Origin of the sequence: Miniphocaeibacter sp., from assembly GCF_049276255.1 — a bacterium.
Classification (GTDB): domain Bacteria; phylum Bacillota; class Clostridia; order Tissierellales; family Peptoniphilaceae; genus Miniphocaeibacter.
This window is the reverse complement of the sequence record NZ_JBASWB010000083.1, coordinates 238,955-254,383: the sequence shown is the minus strand read 5'-3', so window position 1 is coordinate 254,383 and position 15,429 is coordinate 238,955. Positions and strand designations below refer to the sequence as shown.

Annotated in this window: 16 protein-coding genes; 13 read left to right on the top strand and 3 right to left on the bottom strand. The window is 28.3% G+C overall.

Features of this window, described 5'->3' with window-relative positions; translation table 11 throughout:
• The first annotated feature begins 451 nt into the window (after positions 1-451).
• Complete coding sequence (locus tag WAO56_RS12845) at positions 452-1,597, top strand: double-cubane-cluster-containing anaerobic reductase (protein WP_422144455.1); 1,146 nt, start codon at positions 452-454, stop codon at positions 1,595-1,597.
• Between the two features lie 133 nt (positions 1,598-1,730).
• Here the strand turns inward: WAO56_RS12845 and WAO56_RS12840 are convergent, their stop codons facing one another.
• Positions 1,731-2,738: a LacI family DNA-binding transcriptional regulator gene (locus WAO56_RS12840; protein ID WP_422144454.1), complete on the bottom strand. Its 1,008-nt coding sequence runs from the start codon at positions 2,736-2,738 to the stop codon at positions 1,731-1,733.
• A 210-nt stretch (positions 2,739-2,948) separates the two neighbouring features.
• Between WAO56_RS12840 and WAO56_RS12835 the strand changes: the two genes are divergently transcribed.
• From WAO56_RS12835 to WAO56_RS12815, 5 genes are read left to right on the top strand one after another with little or no spacing between them, the layout of a single operon-like run.
• Positions 2,949-4,091 carry a Gfo/Idh/MocA family protein gene (locus tag WAO56_RS12835; protein WP_422144453.1) on the top strand — a complete coding sequence of 381 codons (1,143 nt, stop codon included), beginning with the start codon at positions 2,949-2,951 and terminating at the stop codon, positions 4,089-4,091.
• 9 nt (positions 4,092-4,100) lie between these two features.
• Positions 4,101-5,072 (top strand): substrate-binding domain-containing protein, encoded by a 972-nt coding sequence (locus WAO56_RS12830; RefSeq protein ID WP_422144452.1) that lies wholly within the window; start codon positions 4,101-4,103, stop codon positions 5,070-5,072.
• 45 nt (positions 5,073-5,117) lie between these two features.
• Positions 5,118-6,611: a sugar ABC transporter ATP-binding protein gene (locus WAO56_RS12825; protein ID WP_422144451.1), complete on the top strand. Its 1,494-nt coding sequence runs from the start codon at positions 5,118-5,120 to the stop codon at positions 6,609-6,611.
• A complete protein-coding gene (locus WAO56_RS12820) occupies positions 6,601-7,563 on the top strand; it encodes an ABC transporter permease (RefSeq protein ID WP_422144450.1) in 963 nt (320 codons plus the stop codon). The genes WAO56_RS12825 and WAO56_RS12820 overlap by 11 nt, the downstream gene beginning before the upstream one ends.
• Before the next feature lie 3 nt (positions 7,564-7,566).
• The gene (locus tag WAO56_RS12815) at positions 7,567-8,478 is read left to right on the top strand and encodes a sugar phosphate isomerase/epimerase family protein (RefSeq protein WP_422144449.1); all 912 of its coding nucleotides are present in this window, start codon (positions 7,567-7,569) and stop codon (positions 8,476-8,478) included.
• A gap of 142 nt (positions 8,479-8,620) precedes the next feature.
• Here WAO56_RS12815 and WAO56_RS12810 read toward each other — a convergent pair whose 3' ends face one another.
• Positions 8,621-9,628, bottom strand: coding sequence for a serine hydrolase domain-containing protein (locus WAO56_RS12810; protein ID WP_422144448.1), 1,008 nt, complete (start codon positions 9,626-9,628; stop codon positions 8,621-8,623).
• A gap of 118 nt (positions 9,629-9,746) precedes the next feature.
• Here WAO56_RS12810 and WAO56_RS12805 point away from each other — a divergent pair, with 118 nt between their 5' ends.
• From WAO56_RS12805 to WAO56_RS12795, 3 genes are read left to right on the top strand one after another with little or no spacing between them, the layout of a single operon-like run.
• Complete coding sequence (locus WAO56_RS12805; protein ID WP_422144447.1) at positions 9,747-10,193, top strand: hypothetical protein; 447 nt, start codon at positions 9,747-9,749, stop codon at positions 10,191-10,193.
• A 10-nt stretch (positions 10,194-10,203) separates the two neighbouring features.
• The gene (locus WAO56_RS12800; RefSeq protein ID WP_422144446.1) at positions 10,204-10,734 is read left to right on the top strand and encodes a hypothetical protein; all 531 of its coding nucleotides are present in this window, start codon (positions 10,204-10,206) and stop codon (positions 10,732-10,734) included.
• A 37-nt stretch (positions 10,735-10,771) separates the two neighbouring features.
• The gene (locus WAO56_RS12795; RefSeq protein WP_422144445.1) at positions 10,772-11,287 is read left to right on the top strand and encodes a hypothetical protein; all 516 of its coding nucleotides are present in this window, start codon (positions 10,772-10,774) and stop codon (positions 11,285-11,287) included.
• Positions 11,288-11,375: 88 nt separating this feature from the next.
• On the opposite strand, the gene WAO56_RS12790 is transcribed toward WAO56_RS12795, so the two are convergent.
• Positions 11,376-12,413, bottom strand: coding sequence for a M42 family metallopeptidase (locus WAO56_RS12790; RefSeq protein ID WP_422144444.1), 1,038 nt, complete (start codon positions 12,411-12,413; stop codon positions 11,376-11,378).
• 60 nt (positions 12,414-12,473) lie between these two features.
• Between WAO56_RS12790 and WAO56_RS12785 the strand changes: the two genes are divergently transcribed.
• From WAO56_RS12785 to WAO56_RS12770, 4 genes are all read left to right on the top strand, one after another.
• The gene (locus tag WAO56_RS12785) at positions 12,474-13,211 is read left to right on the top strand and encodes a copper homeostasis protein CutC (RefSeq protein ID WP_422144443.1); all 738 of its coding nucleotides are present in this window, start codon (positions 12,474-12,476) and stop codon (positions 13,209-13,211) included.
• A 90-nt stretch (positions 13,212-13,301) separates the two neighbouring features.
• Positions 13,302-13,715 (top strand): NUDIX hydrolase, encoded by a 414-nt coding sequence (locus WAO56_RS12780; protein WP_422144442.1) that lies wholly within the window; start codon positions 13,302-13,304, stop codon positions 13,713-13,715.
• Between the two features lie 2 nt (positions 13,716-13,717).
• Positions 13,718-14,647, top strand: a complete 930-nt coding sequence (gene whiA / locus WAO56_RS12775; RefSeq protein ID WP_422144441.1) for a DNA-binding protein WhiA — start codon at positions 13,718-13,720, stop codon at positions 14,645-14,647.
• A gap of 86 nt (positions 14,648-14,733) precedes the next feature.
• Positions 14,734-15,426, top strand: a complete 693-nt coding sequence (locus WAO56_RS12770) for a response regulator transcription factor (RefSeq protein WP_422144440.1) — start codon at positions 14,734-14,736, stop codon at positions 15,424-15,426.
• The last annotated feature ends 3 nt before the right edge of the window (positions 15,427-15,429 follow it).

The following is a 15,429-nucleotide window of genomic DNA, read 5'->3' as shown; positions in this document are numbered from 1 at the left end:
CCTTTATATTTTGTGTGGTAGCATATATTTTATAGGAAAAGTGAATAATTTGTCTATTCTTTTATATTCCAATAAAAAATAGTGCTAATGGATTTATTTCCATCAACACTATAAATTATAGAGCCATTCTTATGAATTAGTCTTTTTTTATTTCTTAAATTATAAACTTAATTCTTGACAAATATGTAACTAAGCTATAAATTATTTATAGAAATAATCTTATATTTATTAAATAATCATATAAATAAAATTATAAAATTAAATAGGAGGTTAATATTAGTATTTTATTGGAATAGGTATTGGATTAACAGTAAGTTAAGTAGTAAAACTTATAAATAACAAGAAGGAGAAGTATTAGAAAGGAAAATTAACTCCTATGCAAAAGGGCCTTATGCCGGTGCAATAGGAGCAGCTTTAATAGCTGAAGACAAATATAAAAAAGAGGTCGAGTATGATAGATATTAGAAAAGATTTACCGGAAATTTTTGACGATTTTGCTGAAAATAGAAAAAATTCATTCTTAAAAGTAAGGGAAGTAAAGGAAAATGGTAATCCATTAATTGGGGTTTTCTGTACATTTTTCCCTCAAGAATTAGCAATTGCAATTGATGGAACAGCAGTTTCACTGTGCTCAACATCTGATGAAACAATAGCAGATGCTGAAAAGGACCTACCTAGAAATTTATGTCCCTTAATAAAATCTAGCTATGGATTTGCCATAACAGATAAATGTCCATTTTTTTATTTTTCCGATTTAGTAGTTGGTGAAACAACCTGTGATGGAAAAAAGAAGATGTATGAATATTTAGCTGAGACAAAACCAGTACATGTTATGGAACTTCCTAATAAACAAAGTAAAGAAGGTTTAATACTTTGGGAAAAAGAAATACATAAAATGATAGAGGTTTTAGAAAAACACTTTGGAAGAAAAATCACAAGGGAAAAATTAGAAGAAGCAATAAAAATTAAAAATGCTGAAAGAACAGCAGTAAAAGATTTTTATGAAATTATGAAAAATGATGAAGTTCCTGTTAGTGGCTTAGAATTATGGCATGTATTAAATGGAATAACCTTTGAATTTAATAAAAAAGCAGTACCAGAACAATTAAAAGAATTAAAGGAAAAAATATTTTCAGAAAATGAAAAAATAGTTGGAAAACCAAGAATTTTAATAACTGGATGTCCAATAGGAGGAGCAACTGAAAAAGTAATAGAAGCAGTTGAAAATCATGGTGGTGTTGTTGTTGCCTATGAGAATTGTGGTGGAGCAAAAGCAATAGACAGAAATGTAGAAGAAGACACAGATAATCCTATTAGAGCAATAGCTGAAAAATATATAGAAATTGGCTGTGCATGTATGTCACCTAATCCAAATAGAATAGACTTGTTAAATAGAATAGTTGACGAATATAAGGTTGATGGAGTAATAGATATGCATTTACAAGCCTGCCAACCCTTCCAAGTAGAATCCTTAAAAATAAAAAGATTTTCAAATAATGAAAAGAATATACCATATATAAGTCTAGAAACAGATTATTCCCAATCAGATATTGGGCAAATAAATACAAGGGTAGCTGCATTTATAGAAATGCTTTAAAAAATAATAATCAAAAGCATCCAAAGTAACATTATTAATTAAGGATGCTTTTTTATACAAATATTTAATTAATGAAATAACATAGAGATTTATAAAAATTATTATTTATTTCATATTATAAAAATAAGAAGGATTATTTTAGTGGTGAAGTAGATTCCCTTACAATAAGTTCTGTTTCAAAAATAATTGTTTTTTGCTCAAGTACTTTATTTTCTATCATTTCGAATAATAATTCTGAGGATTGAAATCCTATATTATATGAAGGTTGCATAATAGTCGTAATAGAAGGAGCAGACATAATTGAAACTGACTCATTATCAAATCCGACAACTGATATTTCCTCAGGGACTTTAATACCTAAGCTTTTAGCAGCATTTACGGCTGCAACAGCGTATATATCACTTACTGCAAAAATTGCGTTTGGTCTTTGTTTATTATTTTTTAACATACTCTGTATATTAGTAAAGGCTAAAGAGTAGTCTATTTGTGAAATATTTAAAATCCAAGAGTTTAGAACTTTTAAATTATGTTCCTTCATTGTATTTAAGAAGCCTTTTTGACGATGTCTTGCATACTTGGTTTTAGTAGAACCGTTAACTAATGCTATTTTTTCTCTACCTAAAGAAATTAAATATTCAGTAGCTATACGAGCTGCTTTTTTATCATCTATACTTACAAAGGATAGAGAACTATTTTCAGGATATTCTGAACACATTACCATTGGATAACTTCTGCTAAGACCTTCTATTATTTCTGGATTAGGAACAGATGCTAAAGAAATAATGCCTGCAAGAGATAGATTATGACAAAAGTTATAGTAATCATCAAAAGTGTCATTGAAATTTTTGGTACTTACAAATAATACTTTATATTCATGTAGATTCATAGAGTCTAGAACACCTTCAATAATTGTACTTGTAAAAGGATTAACAAAGTCTGGAATTAGCATCAAAATAGTATTAGATGATTGTTCTATTGCGTTTTTAATATTTTTTTGATTATATCCTAATTTTTCTGCTGCTTCTAGTACAGAGTTTTTAGTTTTAGTTTTTACTTGTCCCGTATTGTTTAAAACTCTAGAAACAGTAGCAATAGAAACATTTGCTTCTCTAGCTATATCTTTAATTGTAATATTTTTCATTTTAACCTTCCTTATAAAAACAAATAGATTTGTTGTATTTACAATTATTTATATTGAAATATATAAAGTATTATACTATATATTTTACATTAAAAGGAAAAGTATGTAAAATTTACAGAAAATAATTTTAAATTTACGAAAATAATTGACATTGTTTTGGTGCAATGGTAGAATTAAATTGTAAAACATAGAGATTGAAGGGAGGTTATAATGTTAAAAATAGGCGTTGTTGGAGCAGGTTTTATAGGTATGCAGCATATCGAATCTATTAGGCGTATACCAGGTACGAGAATAGTTGCAATTACAGATACAAATGTAGAATATCTTAAAAAATTAAAAAGTGAGGGGTTATGTGAAAGATTCTATACTGATTTTAATGAGATGTTTGAAAAAGAAAAATTAGATGTAGTTCATAATTGTACACCAACCTATCTTCATTACATAGTTAATAAAAAAGCAATAGAAAATAATATTCACATTTACAGTGAAAAACCCTTAGTCAAAGAAGTTGGAGAAGCAGAAGAACTAGTAGATTCTTTACAAGGAAAGCGTTTAGCTAATGCTGTTAACTTTAACTATAGAAATAATTTACTTGTTCAACAAATGAAACATTTAATTGGGGAAAGCGATTTTGGAAGGGTTTTATTTGTTCAAGGTGAATATTTACAGGATTGGCTAATGTATAATACTGACTATGATTGGAGAATGGATAAGGACAAAGGTGGTAAATCACGTGCTTTAGCTGATATAGGTTCACATTGTTTTGACCTAATGGAGTACGTATTATCACGAAGAATAATATCTGTAAACGCAAAACTGTTTAAAGCTTATGATACAAGAAAAAAATATGAAGGTGTAGGAACTTTTACACAAAAAACATCAATTGAAGACGAATTTGAAGAGATTAAAGTTGAAAATGAAGATGGTGGGGTTATACAAGCTGAATTTGAAGGTGGCATAATTGGTTCTTTTACTATTTCTCAAGTAAGTGCAGGAAAGAAAAATGGACTAAAAATTAATGTATCTGGGGAGAAAAATGCTTTAGAATGGCAACAAGAACAATCAGATAGATTATGGATAGGACATAGAGATGTAGGTAATGAGGAAATATATGCCGATGTAAAATATGTATCAAGAGATGTTGAAGAATTTGCAACTTTACCAAATGGTCATCCAGTCGGTTGGCAAGATGCCTTAACTAATGGCATAAGGATTTTTTATAAATCGATAAAAAATGATGATTTTTATGGACCAAAACCATATGCAACATTTGAAGATGGATATCATATTATGAAAGTAGTTGATGCTTGTTTAGAAAGTAATGAAAAAAATATGAGGATAAAAATAGATTAAGGAGATAATATGAAAAAGCATATAAGAAAAATATCATTATTACTTGTTGGAGTTATGCTTATATTAGCATCTTGTAACTCGAAAGAAAATTCTAAATCTGATGTGGCTAGTGGAGAAACTAATAAAAGTGAGATGGTAGGAATTTCTATATTAGCTGCTGATCATGGGTGGTTAGCTGCATTATCATATAATGCTGAAAATAAAGTTAAAGAGTTAGGTATTGACTATAAAATATTAACATCCAGTAATGTAAGTGAACAAGCAAGTCATATAGATGATTTAATTGCCTTAGGATGTTCAGTTATAGTTTTAGAACCGCAAACAGATGAGGTATCTACTTATGCAAAAAAAATAGTTGATGCCGGAATAAAATTAGTGTTATTCGATAGGATAGTTGATGTAGACTATGATTCTTATGTTACAGGAAATAATCCTAAAGTTGGAAGTACCGTTGCTGAGTATCTTGGAGAAAAACTAGAAGGAAAAGGAACAATAGCAGTACATAATGTTCCAAGTGCAGGTTCTGTAAGTACAGAAAGAGTAGATAATTTTAAAAAAGTAATGTCAGAGAAATATCCTGATATTGAATTAGTGGAATTTCAAACAGCAAACTTTACCCAAGAGGAAGGATTAAAATCAGGTTCAGATTTATTAGTATCAAATAAGGAAATAGATGCAATATTTTCAATAGATGATGAGTCATCCTTAGGATTTTTACAAGCAATAAAAGATGCTGGGAGAACTGATATTAAATATATGTCAGGATGTGGTGGAAGTCAGGCATATATCGATAAAATCAAATCAGAAAGTTCAATAAATTTATTCTCAGCAACATATAGTCCAAAGATGATAAATGATGCTATCGAAGTAGCTGTAGAAATAAAAGATGGTAAAGATGTTGAAAAAGATTATTTTATAGATCCGGAAATTATAAACCATGATAATGCTGCAGATTATGTGGATAATGATTCACCTTACTAAAGATAAGAGCCTGCAAAGGCTCTTTTTTATAGAAAGGAAGAAAATATGAGTGAATTTATAATAGAAATGTTAGGAATAGAAAAGTCTTTTTCTAGTAATAAAGTTTTAAAAAATGTAGATTTCAAATTAAAAAAAGGAGAAATACATGCTTTATTAGGTGAAAATGGAACTGGAAAAACCACATTAATGAATATTTTAGGTGGTGTAATAGACTATGACTTAGGAGAAATAATCTTTGATAGAAAGAAAATAGAACATAATATGCAGGGAATGCTAGAACTTCGAAGAAAAATTTCTTTTATACATCAAGAGTTAGCACTTCTACCAGATTTAACTGTAGCAGAAAATTTGTTTTTTGGTCAGGAAATTAAGAATAAATTTTTATTAAAAAACAAAAAAATGAATGAAGAAGCAGTAAAAATTCTTAATCAATTAGATGTAAATATTGATCCGAGTGTAAAAGTAAATAGTCTTGATGCTTCTTATCAACAAGTTATTGAAATATCTAAAGGAATTATGAAAAATTCAAAAGTATTAATTATGGATGAGCCTACTTCATCATTAACAGATAATGAAATTGAAGAGTTATTTAAAGTTTTAAATAATTTAAAGAAAAAAGGTATTTCAATAATTTTTATTTCACATAAATTAAATGAAGTTTTAGACCTGTGTGATTCTTATACAGTCCTACGAGATGGGAATGTTGTAGCAAATGGTCAAATAAATAAAGAGTTGAAAGAGCATGATTTAGCTAGACATATGATTGGTAAGGATTTAGATAATACTGAGATATACAGACGTAGAAATTTAGGAAAAGTAATTTTGTCTACAAAAGGTCTAAGTAGGCATAGAGAATTTAAAGATATAGATATAAACATTAGAGAAGGGGAAATCGTTGGAGTAACAGGCCTCTTAGGTGATGGAAGAAGTGAATTGTTTGAAACAATATATGGTAATAAATCAAAATATGAGGGACAGGTTTTTTTAGAAGGAAAGGAATATACTTGTAAATCAACAGTACACTCTATTAAAAATAGAATAGCTTATGTACCTAGAAATAGGAAGATGAATGGAATTATAAAAGATCTATCTATTTCAGATAATTTAAATATATCGAACTTTAAAGGTTTAAAAATTATTAATAAGAAAGAAGTTAAAAAAAATAATGAGATATTTAGAGATAAATTAAATATAAAACTGAAAAATTTTGAAGATTTAATACTCAGCCTTTCCGGTGGGAATCAACAAAAAGTAATAATAGCAAGAGCGCTTAGTGTAGAACCTAAAATTGTCATTTTAGATAACCCTACTCAAGGGGTAGACATAGGTTCTAAATTTGAAATATATAATCATATTATGGATTTAACAGAAGAAGGGATTAGTTTTTTTGTTCTATCTAGTGAGGCAACTGAAATTATGATGATAAGTGACAGGGCGTATGTTATGTTTCATGGCGAAATAAAAGCCGAATTAAATAGAGAGGATTTTTCAGAAGAACATATAATGACCATTGCAACAGGAGGAGTAAATGAAGGATAAAAAATTGCATTATTATTTAAGGGAATATAGCCCTATTATTGCTTTTGTAATTATAGTAGTAATAGCATTAATTACGGAAGGAGCAACTTTTTTAAACTATAGAAATATTTCTAATGTAATGTTAAATAATGCAGTAATTGGAATAGTTGCTTTGGGTATGACTATGATTATTATTACCGGTGGAATAGATTTATCAGTAGGGTCACAACTAGCATTAACAGGACTAATAGGTATAAGTGTTTTTAATAGAACCAATAGTATAATAATTTCTTTATTAGTTTCAATTGCATTAGGACTTTTTACAGGATTTGTGTCCGGATTTTTAGTAGCAAAATTTAAAATACCAGCATTTATAGTTACACTTGGCGCTACAAATGTCTATAGGTCATTAACACAATATTTTTACCATGGTGGTGGAATACTAGCATCTGCACCAAAATTAGATGGGTTTCTAGCAATTTCAAATAGTAAATTATTTGGAATAATTCCTTTACCTATAATATATTGGATAATTTTTACAATAATTGTGGCCTTTATAATGAGGAGTACTTCTTTAGGAAGATATATCTATGGTGTAGGTAGTAATGAGCAAGCTACTAAATTATCTGGAGTAAATACTAAAAAGATAATAATTATTACTTATGTTTTATCAGGTATACTTGTAGCATTTGCTTCAATAATTGAAGCTTCTAGACTAGGAAGTATGAATTCAGCTTCTTCAGGCTTATCTTATGAAATGGATGCTATAGCAGCTGTAGTAATAGGTGGTACTAGTATGTCAGGTGGTCATGGAAAGATAATTGGTACATTTTTCGGTTGTATGACATTGGGAATAATTAATAATATGTTGAATTTGCAAGGAGTAAACTCTTTCCTAGTAGGTGCTATAAAAGGCGCTATTATTGTAGGAGCAGTACTATTTCAAAAATATTTAGAAAGTAAAGAGGAATAATTTATGAAAATAGGATTTATTAGTTCAATTTTTCCAGATTTATCATTTGAAGAAGTGATAGATTTTGCTTCAGAACAAGGATTTGAAGCTGTTGAGATTGCATGCTGGCCTGTTGGTAAAGCAGAAAGAAGGTATGCAGGAGTAACACATATTGATGTAGATGATTTAGACGAAAACAAAGTAGATGAAATAAAAAACTACTGTAGGAAGAAAAGTGTCGAAATATCAGCCCTAGCTTATTATCCTAATAATTTAGATGGTAATTTAGAAAATAGGGACAAATATAATAATCATTTATTGAAAGTAATAGAAGCAGCCGGTAAATTAGGTGTAAAAATAGTAAATACTTTTATTGGTAGAATACAAGATAAGAATTTAGATGATAATTTAAATATCTTAAATGATGTCTGGGATCCAATACTTGATTTTGCAGAATCTAAAGATATAATAATTGGAATAGAGAATTGTCCTATGTTTTTTACCTATGATGAGTGGCCAGCTGGTAAAAATCTAGCCTCTTCTCCGCATAATATAAAATTAATTTTTGATAAACTGAATAATAAAAATATTGGTTTAAATTATGATCCATCACACTTAGTAATACAAGGAATGGATTATTTAAAACCAATGATTCAATTTAAAGATAGACTATATCACTTACATTTTAAAGATATCACAATAGATAAGGATAAACTGGATGAATATGGTTTTTTTGCTCCGCCTAATTCATATTCAATTCCAAAAATACCGGGACATGGAGATATAGATTGGAGTAAATTTATTTCTACTGTATTAGATATAGGTTTTGATGGCTATGCATGTATTGAAATAGAGGATAGGAATTTTGAAGATAGTCTTGAAAATCGTAAAAAATCATTAATAATTAGTAAGAGATATATTAATAACTATATATAATTTTAGTAGAATAAAAAATCTACCTTCTAATAAAAAATACCTTGAAAGAATTTATTTTTAAATCTTCAAGGTATTTTTATTTTGTCCAGTATTATAAATAATATAGAAATGCTTTAAAAAATAAGGAATGAAAATTCATTCCTTATTTTAAAATAGGTAAAATATGCTTTTTTATAAAAATCCATCTATTTCTAGCTTTTGGAATATAATCTGAAACTATGGCCACAAGGGTATCCATTTCCGGAACAACACAAATACAACGGCCTCCTGTGCCCATGGCACAATATGAATTCATGCCTTCATATTGGAAAAGCCACCATAAGTATCCATAATCGTATTTTGCTTTTGTCGTTGATTCTTCTACCCAATTGTCAGGTAAAACTTTTATTCCATTCCAAATCCCCTTATTTAAATAAAGAAAGCCAAATTTTGCCATTTCCCTAGGGGTTAAATTTAAGCCATAACCTCCAATAGTATAATACTGAGGGTCATTTAACCAGCATCCTCTTGTATGTCTACCAAATATGAAGTTAGGGGTATAGTCCTTCATTTTATAAGGTGGAATAATATCCATACCAATTTTATTAAAAAGTTCTTTATTAGCATATTCCCTTGCTGTTAAACCGGTGGTCTTTGTTAAAATCCCCGATACTATATGGGTGCCAATAGTAGAATATTTAAAAGTTCTACGGCCTTTATCGTCTGCTAGTATATCTAAAGAATATTTCATCCAGTTAGGTGAATCAATAAGTTTATCTATAGGTTCGTTTATAGATTCAAAAGGATAAGGTGCAACACAGGTTAGTAAATCTATAAGTCTAATATCCTTTTTTACAGGATTACTTGTTTTATATTCCGGAAAAAAGTTTAAAACCTTCTCATCTAATGTTTTAATACTCTTGTTTTTCATAGCTATTCCTATTAAAGAGGACAATACGGATTTAGTAACGGAAGCCATGGCATATTTTTCATCCTTTTTATGACCGTTAAAATAATTTTCATATTTTATATATCCATCTTTAACAACTACTATTCCTGCTATATTTTTATATTCTTTTTTTATAATGTTTTCTAAATTAAATTTTTCTTCTTCTGTAAATTGATTTTTTGAAATTTTCCAATCCTTTGTAGGCCAATAATCTCTCTTCATTTAAATCCCTTCTAATTAAATACTATTATATATATTAACATAATAATAACTATTTTTATAAATTGATTAAAATAGTAGAGTAGTGTATTATAGTATTAACACTAAAAGGGGTGATTATATGAAAAAGAAAATAGTTTTATTAATACTCTTATTATGTTTTTCTTTAGTTGGATGTAAATTTCAAGAAGAAATATATGATAATAATGAAAAAATTGCAAAAAATGTTGATAGTACTTTGTATTTTAAAAATTTAACTAATAAAAAGAACAATGTTTATGAAGCTGAATTTGAGAAATTTACAGGACTGGATACAATTTTTACTATAAAATCAGATGGTGATAATACTATAAAGATAAAGAGCAATATAAATGTAAATAATGATGATTTTAAGGTTGTTTTAGTAAATTCCAACAAGGAAGTGATTACTCTTACTGAAGGCAATTTTGAAGGGGAAGTGGAGTTACCTTTAAAAAGCGGCAGAAATAAGGTGAAAATTGTAAGTAAGGGCAGTAAAGGAGAAATATCTTTAGAAGTGGAAGAAAATGAAAATATAAGTATAAGGTAGGAGTTATATAATGAAAAAGAAATTAACTTTAATAGTATGTCTTGTTTTATGTATATTTGTTTTTACAGCTTGTGAGGAAAAATTTGAAAAAGGTGTAGAGGCTTTTGTTTCTAAGGCTATTGAGAAAGCAGATGAGGCTCATAAAAGAGATTATAATGATAATAGAAAAATAGCAAAAAGAGGAACAACTCATTCTGGGGCGAATATAAGAATTAATATAGAAAACAACAATATAGAAGGAAAATTTGATTTCTTCGGTGGAAGATATGAAATATGTGAAATAAGATCCTTAGATAAAAACACCTTAAAATTAAATACTGAAATACATATGGATAATGAAGATTTTAAAATTGTACTTATTGATTCAAGGGAAAACCTTACTGAAATAGCAGAGGGGAATTCTGAAAAAGAACTTGAATTACAATTAGACAAGGATGACTATATATTAAAAATGGTTAGTAAGGGAAGTTCCGGTAATTTTAAAATAGATATGGAAGACAATAAGAATATAGAAATTACAAGAATTCACGATGAAGATTAGAAAAAAATAGAGTTTATAGAAAATAGTGGGAGTATATATGAAAAAAAGAAAAAAGATTTTAGTATTTTTGTTATTAATGGGAATTTTATTAATGTTAACTAGTTGTAAATTTTCAGTGAAAAAGATTGTTGATCAAGTAGTAGGTATTAAAGGTGAGATGATTTATAATAGTGACAAAAAAATTAAAGGTAGTGGAACTTCTTATTCTATAAGCAATTATAATATTGAAATTGAGGATAATAGCATAATAGGGGATTTTAAATACTTTTCCGGACTATACGATTTAGCTAGAATTGTATCTAAGGGAAATAATTCTGTTGAATACAATTTAAATATAGAGTCAGATATAGAGGATTTTAAAATAGTAGTAGTTAGTCCAGAAAAAGAAATAATTGTTTTAGGTGAAGGAAATGGTAGCAAGGAAGATTTACTTGAATTTACTGAAGGAGAAAGCTATTTGAGAATGGTAGGAAAAGGTGGAGAGGGAAAGTATAATTTAGAATTTGATAAAAATGATAATATAGAAATTATTTCACTTAAAGATAAGTGGTAATTTTAAGAAAATGTTTTCTATAGTAAAAACACCTAGATGGAATTTTATAAATCCAATTAGGTGTTTTTCTAATATTTTTTATATAAATTTATTTGATTTTTTCTACAAAGCCAATTCCAAGTTCTATGGTATTTGTAGTTCCATTTATATGTGTTCTTTCAAAAGCATGGGAAGCATCTACTCCAGGACCGATTAAGCCAACTTTAAAATCGTAGCCTGCTCTTAATGCTGCTGAAGCATCTGAACCGTAGTTAATATAGATATCTATTTTATAATCAAGCTTTCTTTCCTTTGCTACTTGTTCTAAAATTCGTCTTGTTTCTAGGTCATAAGGGCCGGAACCATCTTTTACACATATAGTAGTGGCTGTTTCTTCAGATGTTTGTGTATCGCCAATAGCTGCCATGTCAACGGCTATAAAATATTCTGTACTTGCAGGTAAACCGGCAGAACTTCCATGACCTACTTCTTCATAATTACTAATGAAAAAGTTAACTGTATATTCCGGAGTAATATTATTTTCAATAAAATAATTTGCTATTCCAAGCATTGCTGCTATTCCTGCCTTATCATCTAAATGACGGGATTTTATAAAACCATTTTCAAATATTTCTACATTAGGTTCTAAATATATAAAGTCACCAACTTGAATTCCTAATTTTTCTACATCTTCTTTAGTTTTAACCAATTCATCAATTCTTATTTCTATATTGTTTAAGGTTCTTTCAGAACTGTTTACATCATCATAGACATGAACTGATTGATGTTCGAACATTACCGTACCGGAATATTCTTTGTTTTCTGAAGTAATTATTTTTACATAATTTCCTTCTATTGTAGATAAGGAGTAACCACCTAGCTTTGTTACTTTTAATCTACCGTTGGATTTTATTTCTTTCACCATTAGTCCTAATGTGTCTACATGTCCTGAAAAAGTAATGGCATCTTTTTTCTTTCCAGGTATTGTACCTATTAAGGCTCCTTTTATTGTTTTATAGTTTTTTAAGCCTATTTTATTGAATTCTTTTTCAACTAAATTAATAGCTTTTTCTGTGTCACCTGTAGGACTAGGTGTTTGTAAAAGTTTTTTTAAAAAATCAATTAAATAATCATTATTTATTTTCATATTTCACCTCTTTTATATTATACTATTAGGAGATTAATAATTAAATAAGGAAGGAAAATAATGATATTTGAATTATGTTGTGGTTCTTTAGAAGATGTAATTATTGCTAATGAACTAAAAGTAGATAGAATAGAATTAAACACAGGGTTGGCATTGGGAGGATTAACTCCGTCATTAGGGTTAGTAGAACTGGCAATTCAAGAAACAGACATACCTCTTGCCTTAATGGTTAGACCAAGAGGTGGTGGTTTTATGTATAATGATTATGACTATAAAACTATGTTAAAGGATTTGCAAATATTTTTACAATACAATATTGAAGGAATAGTATTTGGTTTTTTAGATAAGGATTTTAATATAGATTTAAAAAGAACCGAAGAGTTTGTTAATATTATTAAAAAATCTGGTAAAAAAGCAATATTTCATAGAGCTTTTGATAACACTACCGATAAAATTAAGTCAATAGGTGAACTTATTAATTTAGGTTGTGATAGACTTCTTACTAGTGGTGGAGAAAATACAGCAATTGATGGAAAAGATATAATTAAATTATTAGAAAAAGAATATGGGAAAAAAATAGATATTGTTGCAGGAAGTGGTTTAAAATCCAATAATATTAAAGATTTTATAGATTATACAAAGGTTAATGAAATACACAGTTCTTGTAAGGAATGGAAAAATGACAATACTTCTAACTCCTTTGTAAGTTATGATTATAATTTAGATTATAAAGGAATGTATGATGGAGTTTCTAGAAATGAAGTAATAAGAATGAAGGAAGCTTTAGAATTTTTATAGAGAATATATATATAATTAGAAATGCTATATTTTTAAATTTATAGTATAATAGTTTTTAGTTTGTGTATTTTAGAATAAAGGAGGAGAAACATGGAGGAAGTAAGCGCAGGTGGCGTTGTTATTCACAAGGGAAAAGTTGCTGTGCTAAGAAAGTTCCGTGGTGATTGGGTTCTCCCAAAAGGACGTCTTGAAAAAGGTGAGACAAGGGAAGAAGCTGCTTTAAGAGAGGTTAATGAGGAAGCAGGTATTAAGGCTGATATTGTAAGATATATTGGATATGTAAAATATTGGTATAAACATATAGATGGTATGAAGGTACAAAAAACTGTACATTATTATTATATGACAACAAAGGATTCTCAATTAACACCACAAAGAGAAGAGGGTTTTACAGAGGCTGTATATATGCCACTGGATAAAGCAATACATTATATTAGACATGATGCTGAAAAGAATATGGTTCGGAAAGTGAAGGAGTTTTATAAAAAAGAAAGAAAGGGATAGAATTGTCTTTTTCAATTAATGTTAAAAACGAGGTATCTCGTTTAGATTTTGGTACAGATGAGGAAATTATTTCTGAATTAGGTGGAATGTTTAGGGTAAATGGAACAATTCTAGCTAGTAGTGGAAATATAAAATTAAGATTTACATCAGAAACCAATTCTATAGCAAGAAGAATTTTTGCAGAATTAAAAAAATTGTACAATTACGATTCTATTATAGAAATTAGTAAGAATAATCAATTAAGAAGAAAGAATTTGTATAGGATAAATATAGAAGGGGAAACTGCTAGTTTATTTTTAAAGGATATTGGATTAAGTGATGATCCATTTTCCTTTCTCCATTTAGATATACCAAAGTTTTTAATTGATAATAGTAAAAAAAGAAAGGCTTTTATTAGGGGAAGTTTTTTAGGAGCAGGTTCAATTTCAAATCCGGAAAGATCATATCACTTGGAAATTATTACTGGAAAATTAGAGTATAGTCAGTATTTTGTAGAACTTTTAAAAGAATACAATATAGTAGCTAGAATTGTAGACAGAAAAGATAATTACATTATATATATAAAAGACAGTGAAATGATTTCAGATTTTTTATCTTTAATAGGTGCATTTCAAAACTTATTTAAGTTTGAAGATATTAGGGTAATTAAAGATATTAAAAACAATGTAAACAGGGTAATGAATTGTGAGTCTGCAAATATGGACAAAACAATAGAGGCATCACTAAAACAAATTGATGATATTGAATTAATAGATAGATGTATTGGATTAGAGAATATTCAAGATAATTTAAGGGAAGTAGCTGAAATAAGGTTAAAATACCCTGAGTATTCCTTAAAACAAATAGGCGAGGAATTAAATCCACCTGTTGGGAAATCCGGTATAAATCATAGGTTTAAAAAAATAAGATCTATAGCCGATAATTTAAGATAGGCTTGGATCTTTTTTTGTTGAAATTTTGTAATATTATTTATTTTTTTATCACAGGAATATGATATATAATAAAGTGGGTGATACTTATGTATAATATTTTAGTTTGTGATGATGAAAAAGATATAGTAGAAGCTATATCAATATATTTAAGCCAACAAGGATATAATGTTTATAAAAGCTATAATGGTAAAGAAGCATTAGAAATTGTTAATTCCAATACTCATATGGATTTATTACTTATTGATATAATGATGCCTGTAATGGATGGAATAGAATTAACTAAGAGAGTTAGGGAAATTTCTGCAGTTCCAATTATTATCTTATCAGCTAAGGGAGAGTTAGAGGATAAGGTAGAGGGATTGGAAATTGGTGCAGATGATTATATTACAAAACCTTTTGATCCAGTTGAGCTTATAGCCAGAGTAAAGTCTAATATAAGAAGGGTAGAACTTGCTAAAGAAGCTAATGCTTTTAAGGACCAGGAGATTTATAGTTCTGGAAGAATAAGGGTAAATAATACTAAAAAAGAGGTTTTAGTAGACGGAGAGCCAATAAAAATAACACCGTATGAATATGGAATATTACTCTTGTTAATTTCAAATAAGGGAAAAGTTTTTAATTCAGATGAAATTTATGAAAAAGTTTGGGATAGTCCACCTTATGATGTAAAGAAAATTGTATCTGTCCATGTTTCAAGATTAAGAGATAAAATAGAAATTAATCCAAGAAAACCGGATCATTTAAAATCTGTTTATGGAATGGGTTATAAAATTGAGTGATAA

Excerpts from the sequence above, each read along its gene's own strand:
- WAO56_RS12845 (WP_422144455.1), top strand. The coding sequence starts at position 452 with ATGATAGATATTAGAAAAGATTTACCGGAAATTTTTGACGATTTTGCT.
- WAO56_RS12840 (WP_422144454.1), bottom strand. The coding sequence starts at position 2,738 with ATGAAAAATATTACAATTAAAGATATAGCTAGAGAAGCAAATGTTTCT.
- WAO56_RS12810 (WP_422144448.1), bottom strand. The coding sequence starts at position 9,628 with ATGAAGAGAGATTATTGGCCTACAAAGGATTGGAAAATTTCAAAAAAT.
- WAO56_RS12835 (WP_422144453.1), top strand. The coding sequence starts at position 2,949 with ATGTTAAAAATAGGCGTTGTTGGAGCAGGTTTTATAGGTATGCAGCAT.
- WAO56_RS12795 (WP_422144445.1), top strand. The coding sequence starts at position 10,772 with ATGAAAAAAAGAAAAAAGATTTTAGTATTTTTGTTATTAATGGGAATT.
- WAO56_RS12830 (WP_422144452.1), top strand. The coding sequence starts at position 4,101 with ATGAAAAAGCATATAAGAAAAATATCATTATTACTTGTTGGAGTTATG.
- WAO56_RS12825 (WP_422144451.1), top strand. The coding sequence starts at position 5,118 with ATGAGTGAATTTATAATAGAAATGTTAGGAATAGAAAAGTCTTTTTCT.
- WAO56_RS12800 (WP_422144446.1), top strand. The coding sequence starts at position 10,204 with ATGAAAAAGAAATTAACTTTAATAGTATGTCTTGTTTTATGTATATTT.
- WAO56_RS12780 (WP_422144442.1), top strand. The coding sequence starts at position 13,302 with ATGGAGGAAGTAAGCGCAGGTGGCGTTGTTATTCACAAGGGAAAAGTT.
- WAO56_RS12790 (WP_422144444.1), bottom strand. The coding sequence starts at position 12,413 with ATGAAAATAAATAATGATTATTTAATTGATTTTTTAAAAAAACTTTTA.
- WAO56_RS12785 (WP_422144443.1), top strand. The coding sequence starts at position 12,474 with ATGATATTTGAATTATGTTGTGGTTCTTTAGAAGATGTAATTATTGCT.
- WAO56_RS12815 (WP_422144449.1), top strand. The coding sequence starts at position 7,567 with ATGAAAATAGGATTTATTAGTTCAATTTTTCCAGATTTATCATTTGAA.
- WAO56_RS12805 (WP_422144447.1), top strand. The coding sequence starts at position 9,747 with ATGAAAAAGAAAATAGTTTTATTAATACTCTTATTATGTTTTTCTTTA.
- WAO56_RS12820 (WP_422144450.1), top strand. The coding sequence starts at position 6,601 with ATGAAGGATAAAAAATTGCATTATTATTTAAGGGAATATAGCCCTATT.
- WAO56_RS12770 (WP_422144440.1), top strand. The coding sequence starts at position 14,734 with ATGTATAATATTTTAGTTTGTGATGATGAAAAAGATATAGTAGAAGCT.